This window comes from Streptococcus oralis (assembly GCF_901543815.1).
Classification (GTDB): Bacteria; Bacillota; Bacilli; order Lactobacillales; family Streptococcaceae; genus Streptococcus; species Streptococcus oralis_CM.
Window position 1 is genome coordinate 1,263,411 of the sequence record NZ_CABEIU010000002.1, and the last position, 13,733, is coordinate 1,277,143.

At 42.5% G+C, this 13,733-nt stretch carries 15 protein-coding genes; 1 reads left to right on the forward strand and 14 read right to left on the reverse strand.

The window, feature by feature from the left end:
* Positions 1-135: 135 nt before the first annotated feature.
* The 8 genes from FQT28_RS06395 to budA all read right to left on the reverse strand — a co-directional run bounded on the left by FQT28_RS06395 (position 136) and on the right by budA (position 6,977).
* A complete protein-coding gene (locus FQT28_RS06395; RefSeq protein ID WP_061417087.1) occupies positions 136-387 on the reverse strand; it encodes a hypothetical protein in 252 nt (83 codons plus the stop codon).
* A 137-nt stretch (positions 388-524) separates the two neighbouring features.
* The gene (locus tag FQT28_RS06400; protein ID WP_143989738.1) at positions 525-1,595 is read right to left on the reverse strand and encodes an ABC transporter substrate-binding protein; all 1,071 of its coding nucleotides are present in this window, start codon (positions 1,593-1,595) and stop codon (positions 525-527) included.
* Positions 1,592-2,365, reverse strand: a complete 774-nt coding sequence (locus FQT28_RS06405) for an ABC transporter permease (protein ID WP_000712716.1) — start codon at positions 2,363-2,365, stop codon at positions 1,592-1,594. The genes FQT28_RS06400 and FQT28_RS06405 overlap by 4 nt, the downstream gene beginning before the upstream one ends.
* The gene (locus tag FQT28_RS06410; RefSeq protein ID WP_000754114.1) at positions 2,362-3,168 is read right to left on the reverse strand and encodes an ABC transporter permease; all 807 of its coding nucleotides are present in this window, start codon (positions 3,166-3,168) and stop codon (positions 2,362-2,364) included. Before FQT28_RS06410 ends, FQT28_RS06405 begins: the two co-directional genes overlap by 4 nt.
* Positions 3,149-4,306, reverse strand: a complete 1,158-nt coding sequence (locus FQT28_RS06415; protein WP_000742901.1) for an ABC transporter ATP-binding protein — start codon at positions 4,304-4,306, stop codon at positions 3,149-3,151. Before FQT28_RS06415 ends, FQT28_RS06410 begins: the two co-directional genes overlap by 20 nt.
* Positions 4,307-4,464: 158 nt before the next feature.
* Complete coding sequence (murB, locus tag FQT28_RS06420; RefSeq protein WP_185952360.1) at positions 4,465-5,370, reverse strand: UDP-N-acetylmuramate dehydrogenase; 906 nt, start codon at positions 5,368-5,370, stop codon at positions 4,465-4,467.
* Positions 5,371-5,480: 110 nt separating this feature from the next.
* Positions 5,481-6,236: a YhfC family intramembrane metalloprotease gene (locus FQT28_RS06425; protein ID WP_143989739.1), complete on the reverse strand. Its 756-nt coding sequence runs from the start codon at positions 6,234-6,236 to the stop codon at positions 5,481-5,483.
* Between the two features lie 9 nt (positions 6,237-6,245).
* Positions 6,246-6,977: an acetolactate decarboxylase gene (gene budA / locus FQT28_RS06430; RefSeq protein ID WP_125449452.1), complete on the reverse strand. Its 732-nt coding sequence runs from the start codon at positions 6,975-6,977 to the stop codon at positions 6,246-6,248.
* Positions 6,978-7,121: 144 nt separating this feature from the next.
* On the opposite strand from budA, the gene FQT28_RS06435 reads away from it, so the two are divergent.
* Positions 7,122-8,393: an aminotransferase-like domain-containing protein gene (locus tag FQT28_RS06435; RefSeq protein ID WP_125449454.1), complete on the forward strand. Its 1,272-nt coding sequence runs from the start codon at positions 7,122-7,124 to the stop codon at positions 8,391-8,393.
* Between the two features lie 19 nt (positions 8,394-8,412).
* Here FQT28_RS06435 and FQT28_RS06440 read toward each other — a convergent pair whose 3' ends face one another.
* From FQT28_RS06440 to FQT28_RS06465, 6 genes are all read right to left on the reverse strand, one after another.
* The gene (locus tag FQT28_RS06440) at positions 8,413-9,228 is read right to left on the reverse strand and encodes an ABC transporter substrate-binding protein (RefSeq protein ID WP_125449456.1); all 816 of its coding nucleotides are present in this window, start codon (positions 9,226-9,228) and stop codon (positions 8,413-8,415) included.
* Between the two features lie 158 nt (positions 9,229-9,386).
* Positions 9,387-10,040, reverse strand: coding sequence for a phosphate signaling complex protein PhoU (gene phoU, locus FQT28_RS06445; RefSeq protein ID WP_125449458.1), 654 nt, complete (start codon positions 10,038-10,040; stop codon positions 9,387-9,389).
* Between the two features lie 11 nt (positions 10,041-10,051).
* Positions 10,052-10,855 (reverse strand): phosphate ABC transporter ATP-binding protein PstB, encoded by an 804-nt coding sequence (gene pstB / locus FQT28_RS06450; RefSeq protein WP_143989740.1) that lies wholly within the window; start codon positions 10,853-10,855, stop codon positions 10,052-10,054.
* A 10-nt stretch (positions 10,856-10,865) separates the two neighbouring features.
* Complete coding sequence (gene pstA / locus FQT28_RS06455; protein ID WP_000543050.1) at positions 10,866-11,750, reverse strand: phosphate ABC transporter permease PstA; 885 nt, start codon at positions 11,748-11,750, stop codon at positions 10,866-10,868.
* The gene (gene pstC, locus FQT28_RS06460; protein ID WP_001070951.1) at positions 11,740-12,657 is read right to left on the reverse strand and encodes a phosphate ABC transporter permease subunit PstC; all 918 of its coding nucleotides are present in this window, start codon (positions 12,655-12,657) and stop codon (positions 11,740-11,742) included. Before pstC ends, pstA begins: the two co-directional genes overlap by 11 nt.
* The gene (locus FQT28_RS06465) at positions 12,657-13,535 is read right to left on the reverse strand and encodes a phosphate ABC transporter substrate-binding protein PstS (protein ID WP_143989741.1); all 879 of its coding nucleotides are present in this window, start codon (positions 13,533-13,535) and stop codon (positions 12,657-12,659) included. The genes pstC and FQT28_RS06465 overlap by 1 nt, the downstream gene beginning before the upstream one ends.
* Between the last annotated feature and the right edge of the window lie 198 nt (positions 13,536-13,733).

Genomic DNA, 13,733 nt, shown 5'->3' on the forward strand with positions numbered 1-13,733 from the left:
ATGACTTCCTAGCTTAGATGGCTCGCAGCACCGCCATTTCTCTGGACTAAGATGACAGAAAATCAATTCTCAACTTTCTTATTATATCGTTTTTTAAAGCTTGCGTCAACTGGAAATCATTCCCTACATCCCTGATTACTTTTTCAGGATATATTTTTTCTTACTGCCATTTTTCTTTTTATCCCAACTTTTATTCCAAAGTTTTGAATTGTTAAAGATAGCTTCGAAAATATTTACAAATATAAAGAACCCTATCACCAAATATATAGACTCAGTTGTTAGGTATTGTCGATCCAAACCATCCTTTAGATAGAATAGTATAACAGTTTGCTGAACAATCAAAAAGGTTGGCCAATAACTTTTTTTGAAAAAAGTAGACATTTTCATCTTTGTTACCGCTTTCTATTATTATAAACTTAGTATACTACTAGGCTATAAAATAAGCAAATAGGATAGTAAAAATACACAGCTATACAACTATTCAAAAAACGAACCAGCTTGACTGATTCGTTTCGTTACTATCACTACTTCCGATACATCTTAAATTGTAGGAAGAGGTCGCTATACTTGCCTGTCCATTTATGGTCAAATTTCTCATAAACTTCTAGATGTTTCATAGTATCTGCATCTGGATAAAAGGACTTATCCTCTTTTGTCTCTTCAGGGAGCATTTCCTTAGCAGCATTATTTGGTGTTGAATAACCGACATACTCTGCGTTCTTGAGAGCATTGTCAGGTTTCAACATAAAGTTAATGAAGGCATAGGCAGCATCCTGGTTCTTGACAGTCTTAGGAATGACCATATTGTCAAACCAGAGATTACTTGCCTCTGTCGGTACGACATAGCGGAGATTTTCATTTTTCTCAAGCATCTGGCTGGCTTCTCCTGAGAAAGTCACACCGATAGCAGCATTATTCTGAATCATGTAACCCTTCATCTCGTCTGCAACGATGGCCTTGATATTTGGAGTCAGTTTGTAGAGCTTATCCACTGTCTCTTCCAACTGCTGAGGATCCTTAGAATTGAGACTGTAACCAAGTGAGTTAAGCCCGAGTCCCAGCACCTCACGCGCTCCATCAAAGAGCATGATAGAATCCTTATACTCTGGTTTCCAGAGGTCATCCCAATGCTCAGGAGCCTCGTCTACCATGGTTTCATTGTAGACAATTCCCAAGGTACCCCAGAAATAAGGGATGGAGAATTTATTGCCCGGGTCAAAAGACTGGTTGAGGAACTCTGGTCCGATATTTTCGATTCCTTCAATTTTTGAATAATCAAGAGGTACCAAGAGATCTTCATCCCTCATCTTGTTGATCATGTACTCACTCGGAATGGCAATATCATAGGTTGTTCCACCTTGCTTGATCTTGGTATACATGGCTTCGTTGGAGTCAAAGGTCTCGTACTGTACTTGGATTCCTGTTTCTTCTGTGAATTTCTCCAAGAGTTCTGGATCGATATAGTCCCCCCAGTTATAGATAACCAGTTTTTGACTATCTCGACTATTGATTTTACTGTCTAAATGAGTCGCAATTCCCCACAAGACGAGGATAATCGCTGCAATTCCAGCTAAAAATGAATAGAGTTTTTTCATGCTTGCTCCTCCTTCTCACGTGAGATAAAGTAATAGCCTACAACCAGGATAATACTAAAGAGAAAGACAAGGGCAGACAGGGCATTGATTTCTAAGGAAATCCCCTTACGAGCACGGGAGTAGATCTCAACTGATAGGGTTGAAAAGCCATTTCCTGTTACAAAGAAGGTCACGGCAAAGTCATCTAGCGAATAGGTAAAGGCCATGAAATAACCTGCAATGATAGACGGTGTTAGATATGGCAACATAATTTCCTTGAACATCTGGAACTGGCTGGCACCAAGGTCATAAGCCGCGTGAATCATGTCATCATTCATCTCCTTGAGACGAGGCAAGACCATCAAGACCACGATAGGGATGGAAAAGGCCACGTGACTAGATAGAACCGTCAAAAAGCCAAGTGAAAACTTAAGCTGGGTAAAGAGAATCAAGAAGCTGGCACCAATCATAACGTCGGGTGCAACCATGAGGATATTATTGAGTGATAAAAAGGCTTCTTGGTATTTCTTACGAGACTGGTAGATATAGATAGCACCAAAAGTCCCGATAATGGTTGCAATCAAGGCTGATAGAAAGGCCAAGAAAAAGGTCTGGGTGAGGATCAACATGAGACGGCCATCACCAAACATGGTTTTAAAATGGCTCAAGCTAAAGCCTGTAAAGCTATTCATATCATCGCCAGCATTAAAGGCATAGCCAATCAAGTAAAAAATTGGCAAATAAAGGATGATAAAGACAAAGGCTAGGTAGAGATTGGCAAATTTTTTCATCGTTCTCTCCTTTCCTTAGTCACCCACATGGTGATGAACATGGTCAGGATAAGAATCACACCGATGGTTGAACCCATACCGTAGTTGTCATTGGTTAGAAAGTTCTGCTCAATAGCTGTTCCCAGCGTGATAACACGGTTCCCCCCGATCAAACGTGTCAGCATGAAAAGACTCAAACTTGGGATAAAGACAGACTGAACCCCACTTCTCACTCCGTTCATAGACAGAGGGAAGATAACATGACGGAAGGTCTCCCACTTGGTCGCACCGAGGTCATAGCTGGCATTGATAAGATTGTTGTCCATATCATCCAAGACATTGAAAATCGGCAAAATCATAAAGGGAAGCTCGATGTAGCTTGCAACAAAGATGAAGGAGAAATCGGTAAAGAGCAACTGCTGCGAACCGATTCCGATAAATTCCAAGAATTGGTTAATGGAGCCATTCTGGCCAAAAATCCCGATAAAGGCATAGGCCTTGAGGAGCAGGTTAATCCATGTCGGCAGGATAATCAGCATGAGCCAGAGTTGACGGTGCTTGAGACGGGTCAAAAAGAGGGCTGTCGGATAGCTGATGAGTAGCGTTACCAAGGTCACAATTCCTGCATAGAGAACTGAGTTGAAGCTCATTTTGAGATAGGTCAAGTTTTGTGATGCAAAGTAGGATTTGTAGTTTTCTAAACTAAACTGCCCTTCAATGTTGAAAAAGGATTGTCCAAAAATCAAGACCAAAGGTGCGAGAACAAAGAGGGCGATCCAAAGCATATAGGGCACTACAAAGAGTTTAGAGGTTGTTTTCTTCATCTCTTTCCTCCTCGATCGCGTTAATCAGACCTGCTTCTTGCTCTTCGATTTCTACGTACTCCTCGATACGAGCATCGAATTCTTCTTCGGTTTCGTTGAGACGCATGATGTGGATATCTTCTGGTTCAAAGTCCAGACCGATTTCCTCACCTACAATGGCCTTACGAGTCGAGTGGATCATCCATTCGTTTCCGAGTTCGTCATAGGCGATAATCTCATAGTGAACCCCACGGAAAAGCTGGGTATCAACCTTGACTTGGAGCTTGCCTTCTTCAGGAAGAGTGATGCGCAAGTCCTCTGGACGAATGACAACCTCAACTGGCTCATTTGGCTTCATCCCCCCGTCGACTGCTTCAAATCGTTTGCCGTTAAACTCAACCAAGTAGTCCTCAATCATAGTTCCTGGCAAGATGTTGGACTCACCGATAAAGGTAGCAACAAAGTGGTTGATCGGCTCATCATAGATGTCCACTGGCGTTCCAGACTGAACAATCTCGCCATCATTCATAACGAAAATCCAGTCACTCATGGCAAGAGCTTCTTCCTGATCGTGAGTGACAAAGACAAAGGTAATCCCCAATCGTTGTTGCAGTTCACGCAGTTCGTACTGCATGTCTGTTCGCAATTTCAAGTCCAGCGCTGACAAGGGCTCATCCAGCAAGACCACACGGGGTTGGTTGATGATAGCACGGGCAATGGCTACACGCTGGCGTTGTCCTCCAGAGAGTTTACGGATGGAACGTTTTTCATAACCTTCCAACTGAACCATCTTGAGAACTTCCGCTACGCGTTGTTCGATTTCTTTCTTGTCAATTTTACGCAAGCGTAGCGGAAAGGCAACATTTTCAAACACATTCATATGTGGAAACAAGGCATAGGATTGGAAGACGGTATGGACGTCTCGCTTGTTGGTTGGGATGTCGTTGATTCGTACCCCATCCAGCAAAATATCCCCTGTCGTCGCATCCAGTAAACCTGCAATGATGTTTAGGATGGTTGATTTCCCTGAACCAGATGCGCCTAAAAGGGTATAAAATTTCCCTTCTTCCAACTCAAAGTTGATGTCTTTGAGAACCTTGGTGTTGCTGTCTTCAAAAACTTTAGAGACGTTTTTGAATTCGATAATTGGTTTTTTCAATTGGCATAAATTCCTTCTTTTTCATAAATTAACAGATCAGGGCTCTGTCAGGCCGCTACTACCTCTTGCAGGGAGTAAAACCACCTGCATACATCTTCGCTACCGATAGGCTTTCACCCCCTTTCCATTAACATAGCAGCAGCTATTCTGGCGAAACCTTACTCCTTCTCACCCAAAATTCGAACTTCTCTCTCAAGAGTAACACCTGAGTGTTCCTTGACTTTTTCAATAACAGATTGGATCAAGTCCTCGTAGTCTTTCGCCGTACCGTCAGCAACATTGATCATGAAACCAGCGTGCTTTTCAGACACTTCAACACCACCGATACGATAGCCTTTCAAACCAGCTTCTGAAATCAACTGACCTGCAAAATGCCCCACTGGACGCTTAAAGACTGAACCACAAGATGGGTATTCTAGAGGTTGTTTGAGTTCACGTAGGTGCGTCAAGCGATCCATTTCCTGCTTGATGACCTGATGATTACCTGGAGCAAGGGCAAATTTAGCCGACAAGACAATGGCCCCAGAATCCTGAATAGCTGAATGGCGGTAACCAAAAGCCAAGTCCTTGACTGACAAGGTCTCGATTTCCCCTTCCTTGGTCAAAATTTGACAAGACTGCAAGATGTGAGCAATCTCTCCTCCGTAAGCACCCGCATTCATAAAGACAGCACCTCCGATGCTCCCTGGAATACCGCAAGCAAACTCAAAACCAGTCAAACTATGACGAAGTGCAATACGTGTTGTCTCGATCAAATTAGCACCCGCTTCTGCCTCAATGGTATAACCATCAACTGAAACGTTATTAAGCTTATCACACAAGATGACAAAACCACGGATTCCACCTTCACGAACGATGATATTGCTGGCATTTCCTAGCACCATCCAAGGGATATTCTCCTGATTGGCAAATTGAACGACACGCGCCATCTCATAGCGATTGCGTGGCAAAACTAGATAATCCGCTCGTCCCCCTACCTTGGTATAGGTATAGGTCTTCAAGGGTTCCTTGAAACGAATATCAATTCCTTCTAATTGTTCTTGTATTCTAGTTACTAATGTCATGTATCTCATCCTTTTATAGAGTGATTTCATTATACCATTTTTAAAAACTTTTGACGACAGGAAAATTCTTGGTGTCAAAGCATTGCATAAAAAAAGAGGTTCCCCTCTTTTTATAAAGATTTTTTCCAAAATGTTGATTTTGTTAGCCAGATAAAGGCTAGTACTTCTAAAAGAAGAATAACCTCTACTAGAAGTGGATTTGCAATCCATCCCACTTGAGATAAGGCTGGAGCTAAGTCAAACAAGGCATGCAAACCATAGGCAGCAACGAGATAGATCCATTTCTTTTGACGGACACTTTGATAGACCCAGACAGTAAGACCAATTTGGAGAACTAGGGCAAGCACTCGCTCAACTCCTAGTAAATAAACCTGCCATACAGAAAGAGACTGAACCGTTTCGAGGGTAGCCTTTGGAAGGAGATTGGCTACATCAGTATTCGAAGACTGGATGAGTGAAAAGAGAATCAACAAACTGATTAAACTTCCCATCCCAAGATAGAGCATCTCCAAGCCCCCATGTCCCAAACCATAAGCCAAAGCATCTCGATCTTCTAGCTTTCTCTTTTTCTCCAACCATTTAAAAAAGACAAGACGAGCTGTTTCCTCAAAGAGGGCCGCCATGGCAATCCCATAAAGGACATATAAGAAAGGCTGCTCCTGCATGAGCGGAATGGTTCCATCTTTTTGCGGATGAAGAACCAGAAGGTGAACCATCTTCTCTAACACCTGAGAAGAAACAAAAAATGCGATTGCCCCCAAGCCCATCACTGCAAGAGAGATTTTAAACCGTTTTTTGGCATACCAAGTTCCACCTACTAGAATGAGAACCAAAACAATCATGGTAAGGATAATATGTACTGTCATTTTTTTCTCCTATTCTGACTTATCAATGTCTTTCTTCATCTCGTCAACGTTAAATTTGGCAAATAAATACTGGCGATCTTGGACTGGAAAACGTTGATCCAACTGATCGACTGCTCCAACCTCGATCATTCCTTCTTTGATAACAAAGTCCATCACATGCCCACCAAAGGTCAAATCGTCTGAGATAAAATGCAAATGGTAGCCTGCAACACTCACTCCATGGAAAATCTCTGGTGTCCAAAATCCAACGATGGTTCCCGATACATTTTCACGACTATATTCAGGCTGATGGGTAGCAACCTCAGCAAACTTGGTATCTGTTGTTGACTTGGGAATCATCCGTACATGCATGTGGGCGAATTCCCCATGAATCTTGATGGAACGAAAAAGATTTTCCCCATCATAGTAGGACTCAATCCGCTTTTCTAATTCCTTGTCCGTCATCTCAAAGCGCTGACGGAAAATCACTTCTGCCTGATGGGGGACCACTGCCGCATAAGGGATAAGGGCATCCGCTGCGACTTCTACAATTTCAGGTTGCTCCCCTGAACCTTTGGCTTGATAAGCCTTACCATCAAGGACAATCAACTCCCCATCAATCGAATCAAGGGTTCCTAAACCAAGGTCGCCATGCTCCAGCAATTCTCCTACTGTCATGGTTCCGCCATAGAGACCTGCCATTAGGGCACCTAGAGTATTGTATTGAAATAATTTTACCGGTTCCTGCACTTTTCTATCCATTCTCTTTCTTATCTTCTTTTCAATGAATCATCATACTTTCTAAGTATACCACATTTGCTCCTAGTTGTGAAAGGGAGAATGCTTTTCCCATTGCAAAGGAGGCAAAAAAAAGGTACAATGTAACAAAATCAACGGAGGTCTGGAATGAAGAAAGAAAGTAAATACCAAGCAGTCGTTTCCTTTCTAAAAAAGGGTATCGAGTCGGGAAAATTTCCAACAGGTAGCCGGCTTCCCTCCATCCGTCAACTGAGCCAAAACTTCCACTGTAGCAAGGACACTATCCAACGAGCCCTACTGGAATTACGCCATGAACAATACCTCTATGCCAAACCCCAAAGTGGCTACTATGTTCTAGAACAAGGACAGCATCAGGACTTGGAAATCGAAGTCACTGACGAACATGCCAGTGCCTATGACGACTTCCGACTCTGTGTCAACGAAACCCTGATAGGCCGAGAAAACTACCTCTTCAACTACTATGACAACCAAGAGGGCCTTGAGGAACTGAGACAATCTGTCCATCAACTCCTCTTTGACCAAGCCCTCTACTGTAAACCCGACCAACTGGTTCTAACATCTGGTACCCAACAAGCTCTCTTTATCCTTTCTCAGATTGACTTTCCGAGCGAGGGAGAGGAGATTTTAGTTGAACAGCCGACTTATCACCGAATGAACCGTCTCTTGGTCGCTCAGGGGCTAGCCTACCAGACCATTGAACGCCGTATTGATGGCATTGACCTTGAAGAACTAGAAGAACAGTTCAAATCTGGAAAAATCAAGTTTTTCTATACCATTCCTCGCTTCCACTATCCTCTTGGCCATTCCTATTCTGATCAGGAAAAGAGGGCTATTCTGAATCTAGCAAACCAGTATGGTGTTTACATCGTAGAGGATGACTATTTAGGGGACCTAGATCCTAGAAAGGGACAAACCTTCCACTATCTGGATACTGAAGATCGAGTCATTTATATCAAGTCCTTCTCAACCAGCCTCTTTCCATCCCTTCGTATCACCGCTCTCATTCTCCCAAATGCCCTAAAAGAAGCCTTTGTTTCCTACAAAAATATCCTGGACTATGACAGCAATCTCATCATGCAAAAGGCTCTTTCTCTTTACATCGATAGTCAGTTATTTGAAAAAAATCGACTGGCCAGACTGACCCTTCAAGAGAACTATCAGGCTCAGATAAAGAAAGTGCTTGAAGAAAACACCTGTCCCTTGCCCCACTACCCTCTACACGATGGTCTTTTGCTTGATTTGAGAAACTATCCTAAAATTGCCAGTTTGAAACACAGCTCACTCAAACTAGACTTTTTTGAGAAAGCTTATTTGGACGCCTGTCCTTATCAGTTCGCCAAAGTCACTCTTGAAAATCTAGAAGAGCTATTAGAATACATAAAAGCAGAATTGGATTAAAGTCCAACTCTGCTTTTTCTTATTGTTCAACTTCTGTTAGTTTCGCTGCCTTTTCTAGATAGTTTTGATAGGTTCCGTCATCTTTTAGTTTTTGGATAACCTTATCGACTACTGCTTTCAAGTCTGACTGATCCTTCTTGATAGCAACGGCATTGGCTTCGCCATCTTTCATTGTCAAGTTGACAGATGCAACGACAAGGTCTGAGTTTTTACCTGCGTAGCTAAGAGCAACTGGTTCATCCATATGAACAGCATCCACTTTTCCAGCCTGCAACTCATTGACTGCTTCCCCCATATTGGTCAAAGATGTCAATTGGGCATTTGGCAATTGTTCCTTGACCATGGTTTCTGGCACAGTTCCCTTTTGAGCTGCGATATTGGCACTTGCTAGATTTGAAAGATCCTTGTATTTGTCTAAATCGGCTTTTCTAACCAAGAAACTCATCTTGTTTTCATAGTAAGGAATTGAAAAGTCAAAGACTTCCTTTCTCTCATCTGTGGCACTAATTCCTGCAATAGCCAAGTCAGCCTTTCCAGTTTGAAGGCTGGTCAAGACATTGTCAAAACTCATGCTAGAGATTTCAAGTTTAACTCCAAGTTCATCCGCAATCGCTTGAGCCATATCAATATCTGCCCCAACCACTTGGTTTTTACCATCTACCAAGGATTGGAATTCAAATGGTGCATAGTCTGGGCTGGTCGCAACGACTAGCTTGCCTTTTTGTTTGATAGCCTCCACAGCAGACTGAGAACTATCCGTACTTGATTGGCAAGCTACCAAAACCATGCTGGTAAGCATGCTACATACAACTAACATCCATTTTTTAAATTTCATAAATAAACGACCTTTCTGTTATTTCTGAATAATTATAACCCATTTGAAAATACTTGTCAACATTTTCAGAATTTTCATTTCAAAAAATTTCCTTTTTATTCAAAAATAAAGACTAATCTGAGTTGATTAGCCTTTTTAGTGAATATTTAATCCATTTCTTAGAGTTCGACGATTTTACCTGTTTCAAAGTAAACAACCCATTCACAGATATTTTTTGCGTAGTCTCCGATACGTTCCAAAAAAGAAATAACCTGGAAGTAATCACGGCCTGTAACAATAGCTTCAGGATTTTTTCTAATTTCTTCTGTAGCCAAATCACGGATGCTATCAAAATAATGGTTGATTTTTTCATCCATAGCCGCTACTTCGTAGGCTTGATCCACAGAACCGTTAAGATAGAGATCTAGAGCTGCTTCGACGAAGTTTTTCACGTCGCGTCCCATCTTTTTGATTTCTTCTTCAACAGCAGGGATACGTTGCTCCCCCTTCATACGAATGGTCGCCTCAGCGATAGACACTGCATGATCTCCCATGCGTTCCAAGTCTGATACGGCCTTGAGAACGGTCAAGACGGTACGAAGGTCTTGCGAAACAGGTTGTTGAAGGGCAATCATTTCAAATGATTTCTTTTCCAACTTCACTTCATATTCATTTACTTCTGCATCGTCTTCGATGACTTCTTTTGCCAAATCACGGTCATGCGTGACAAAGGCACGTACTGTACGATTGATCTGCGAGAGCACTTCTTGTCCCATAGCGTAGAACTGGTTGTGCAATTTCTCCAAATCTTCTTCAAATTGAGATCGTAACATCTTTCAACTCCTTATCCAAATTTTCCTGTAATATAATCTTCTGTTTCCTTGTTTTGAGGGGAAAGGAACATCTTCTTCGTATCATTAAACTCGATTAAATCCCCATCTAGGAAAAATCCTGTTTTATCAGAGATACGAGAGGCCTGTTGCATCGAACGCGTTACCAAGAGCATGGTGTATTTATCCTTCAGACCATACAAGGTTTCCTCAATCTTACCTGCAGAAATAGGATCCAAAGCTGATGCAGGCTCATCCATCAAGAGAATATCTGGCTTAACAGAGATGGCACGAGCGATACAGAGACGTTGCTGCTGACCTCCAGAAAGCATCAAGGCTGATTTGTGAAGGTCGTCTTTGACCTGATCCCAAAGGGCAGCCTGTCTTAGAGAGGTTTCTACAATTTCATCAAGTACTTTCTTGTCCTTAACACCTGCACGTTCATGAGCAAAAGTGATGTTGCGATAGATAGACTTAGCAAATGGATTTGGACGTTGGAAGACCATTCCGATATGCTTGCGCATCTCATAGACATTGATTTCTGGACGGTTGACGTCAATCCCTCGGTAGAGGATTTGACCTGTTACCTTGGCAATATCAATGGTATCATTCATCCGATTGAGACTGCGAAGATAGGTAGATTTCCCAGATCCAGAAGGACCAATCAAGGCTGTAATTTTATTTTTTTCAAATTGCATATCGATGCCCTTGATGGATTCATTTTTACCATAGTAAACATGTAAATCCTTAGTAGAGAGGGCCACTTTTTCTTCAGGGAAAGTGATGATATGCTTTTCATCCCAGTTATATTTTGACATGGCTTCTCCTTTAGGCAGCGGTTAATTTCTTGTGTAAATAGCTTCCGAGTTTGCGAGCTCCAAAGTTAAAAATCAAGATAAAGATGAGGAGCACGGCGGCAGAACCAGCAGATACGATGGTAGCATCAGGAATGGTTCCTTCACTGTTGACCTTCCAAATGTGGACAGCCAAGGTTTCTGCTTGACGGAAGATTGAGATGGGACTGGTAACACTGAGGATATTCCAGTTAGACCAGTCAAGGGCTGGAGCGGATTGTCCTGCCGTATAGATAAGAGCCGCGGCCTCACCAAAGATACGACCAGATGCCAAGACAACACCCGTTACGATACCTGGAAGGGCTTCTGGAATGACGACATGGACCACAGTCTCCCAACGAGAGATACCAAGGGCCAGACCAGCCTCGCGTTGCGTATGGTGAACGTGTTTTAAACTGTCCTCAACATTTCGAGTCATCTGAGGAAGGTTAAAGACTGTCAAGGCCAAGGCACCTGAAATGATTGAAAATCCATACTCAAACTGGACTACAAAGATCAAGTAACCAAAGAGACCCACAACGACTGATGGTAGAGAAGACAAAATCTCAATACAGGTACGAATAAAATTGGTCACAGGTCCTTTTTTGGCATACTCAGCGAGGAAAACACCAGCTCCCATAGATAGCGGAACAGAAATGATCAAGGTAATGACCAAAAGGAAGAAGGAATTGTAGAGCTGAATCCCGATACCCCCACCTGCTTGGTAAGAGGAAGATTTCCCTGTCAAGAAGGACCAAGAGATATGCGGTAACCCTCTCACCAAGATATAGAGAATCAAGGATGCCAAGATGGCAACGATGATACCCGCGATGGTATAGAGGACAGCTGTTGCAAGTTTATCTAATTTCTTAGCGTGCATAGTTTTTCTTTCCTCTTTCTTTCGTAATCAATTTAATCACACTGTTAAAGGCCAAACTCATCAAGAGCAATACCAAGGCCAGTGACCAGAGAACGTTATTATCAACCGTTCCCATGACGGTATTTCCGATACCCATAGTTAATACAGATGTCAAGGTCGCAGCTGGTGTTGTTAACGAGGTTGGGATAACTGCTGAGTTTCCGACAACCATCTGAATAGCAAGGGCTTCACCGAAGGCACGCGCCATCCCAAAGACCACTGCAGTGAAAATACCTGAACGTGCTGCTTTCAAGGTCACACGCCAGATGGTTTGCCAACGAGTGGCTCCCATAGCTAAACTAGCTTCACGGTAATGACGAGGAACAGCACGCAAGCTGTCTGTTGTCATAAAGGTTACAGTTGGTAGGATCATGACAAAAAGAACGAAAATCCCTGACAAGATCCCAAAACCAGTTCCACCAAAGACGCTACGAACAAAAGGCACCACAACTTGCAAACCGATAAATCCATAGACGACTGAAGGAATACCGACGAGGAGTTCAATGGCCGGTTGCAAAATCTTTGCACCCTTTGGTGATACTTCTGTCATAAAGACTGCAGCACCAATAGCAAAGGGTGTTGCGATGAGGGCTGATAAAATCGTCACAATAAAGGAGCCCAAAATCATCGGAAGGGCACCAAATTGTTTCCCTGAAGGATTCCAAGTTTGTCCAAAGAGGAAATCAAAGATGTTAACTCCATTGACAAAGAAGGTCGATAAGCCTTTTTGGGCTACAAAAATCAAAATCATTGCCACAATGATAACAATCAAAGAAAGGCAAGTGAAGGTCAATCCTTTACCAAACTTCTCAAGCCGAGAGTTCTTTGAAGGAGAGAGTAATTTTTTAGATAATTCTTCTTGATTCATTATTGACCTCCTTCTACTGCTGTAACGGTACCTGAAGCATCCTTTTGGACTTTCATTTCATTGATAGAGATATAGCCCATGCCCTTAACAATCCCAGTTTGGGCTTCATCTGAGAGGACGAAGTTCAGGAATTCAGCAGCTAACTCATTAGGCTGACCAAGTGTGTACATATGTTCATAAGACCACAAAGGCCAATTGTTGGTCGTTACATTCTCAGATGTAGGTTCATACCCATTCAATTTCATGCTTTTCACTGAGTCATCTACATAGGCAAAGGCTAGGTAAGAAATGGCTCCAGGAGTTTGGGATACAATCGACTTGACCATCCCGTTAGAATCCTGCTCTTGACTCTGCATAGCCGCCTGACCATTCATTACGACATTGTCAAAGGTTGCTCGTGAACCAGAACTTGCTGCTCGGTTGATGATTGAAATTGCTAGGTCTTTGCCCCCAACCTCTTTCCAGTTGGTCACTTCACCTGTAAAGATTTTGCGAAGTTGCTCGGTTGTCAGATTTTCAACAGCCACTTCTTTGTTTACAATCACTGCAAGACCAGCTACCGCAACCTTGTGGTCTACTAGTGCTGAAGCATCGATTCCTTCTTTTTCCTCTGCAAAGACGTCAGAGTTCCCGATGTCTACTGCTCCAGACTGGACTTGGGATAGTCCTGTTCCCGAACCACCACCTTGAACGTTGACTGTTTTTCCGATATTTTTTGAACCAAATTCGTCTGCTGCGGCTTCAACCAAAGGCTGAAGGGCAGTTGAACCGACGGCTGTCATGGTTTCTCCACGATCAATCCAGCTTGCACATCCTGCTAGAGAACCTGCCAGCAAAAGAGCTGCAAGAGATAGGACGAGCTTTTTTCTTTTTTTCACTGTTATTCTCCTTGAACATAATGATAAATGTTCTGATTTCTTCCGTTTGTCCTGATCATCCAATTATCATCAATGATTGTCCCGCTTTATTTTATCTAGTCATTCTTAGGAGCGGACAATTCCATTGTATAATATAAGTAATAATGAAAGACTATCAGAAAAAACTCATACTTCCAATATAACATAGAATAGATTCTT

Coding starts and splice junctions, on each gene's coding strand:
- FQT28_RS06395 (WP_061417087.1), bottom strand. CDS start 387: ATGAAAATGTCTACTTTTTTCAAAAAAAGTTATTGGCCAACCTTTTTG.
- FQT28_RS06400 (WP_143989738.1), bottom strand. CDS start 1,595: ATGAAAAAACTCTATTCATTTTTAGCTGGAATTGCAGCGATTATCCTC.
- FQT28_RS06405 (WP_000712716.1), bottom strand. CDS start 2,365: ATGAAAAAATTTGCCAATCTCTACCTAGCCTTTGTCTTTATCATCCTT.
- FQT28_RS06410 (WP_000754114.1), bottom strand. CDS start 3,168: ATGAAGAAAACAACCTCTAAACTCTTTGTAGTGCCCTATATGCTTTGG.
- murB (WP_185952360.1), bottom strand. CDS start 5,370: ATGACATTAGTAACTAGAATACAAGAACAATTAGAAGGAATTGATATT.
- FQT28_RS06425 (WP_143989739.1), bottom strand. CDS start 6,236: ATGACAGTACATATTATCCTTACCATGATTGTTTTGGTTCTCATTCTA.
- budA (WP_125449452.1), bottom strand. CDS start 6,977: ATGGATAGAAAAGTGCAGGAACCGGTAAAATTATTTCAATACAATACT.
- FQT28_RS06435 (WP_125449454.1), top strand. CDS start 7,122: ATGAAGAAAGAAAGTAAATACCAAGCAGTCGTTTCCTTTCTAAAAAAG.
- FQT28_RS06440 (WP_125449456.1), bottom strand. CDS start 9,228: ATGAAATTTAAAAAATGGATGTTAGTTGTATGTAGCATGCTTACCAGC.
- phoU (WP_125449458.1), bottom strand. CDS start 10,040: ATGTTACGATCTCAATTTGAAGAAGATTTGGAGAAATTGCACAACCAG.
- pstB (WP_143989740.1), bottom strand. CDS start 10,855: ATGTCAAAATATAACTGGGATGAAAAGCATATCATCACTTTCCCTGAA.
- pstA (WP_000543050.1), bottom strand. CDS start 11,750: ATGCACGCTAAGAAATTAGATAAACTTGCAACAGCTGTCCTCTATACC.
- pstC (WP_001070951.1), bottom strand. CDS start 12,657: ATGAATCAAGAAGAATTATCTAAAAAATTACTCTCTCCTTCAAAGAAC.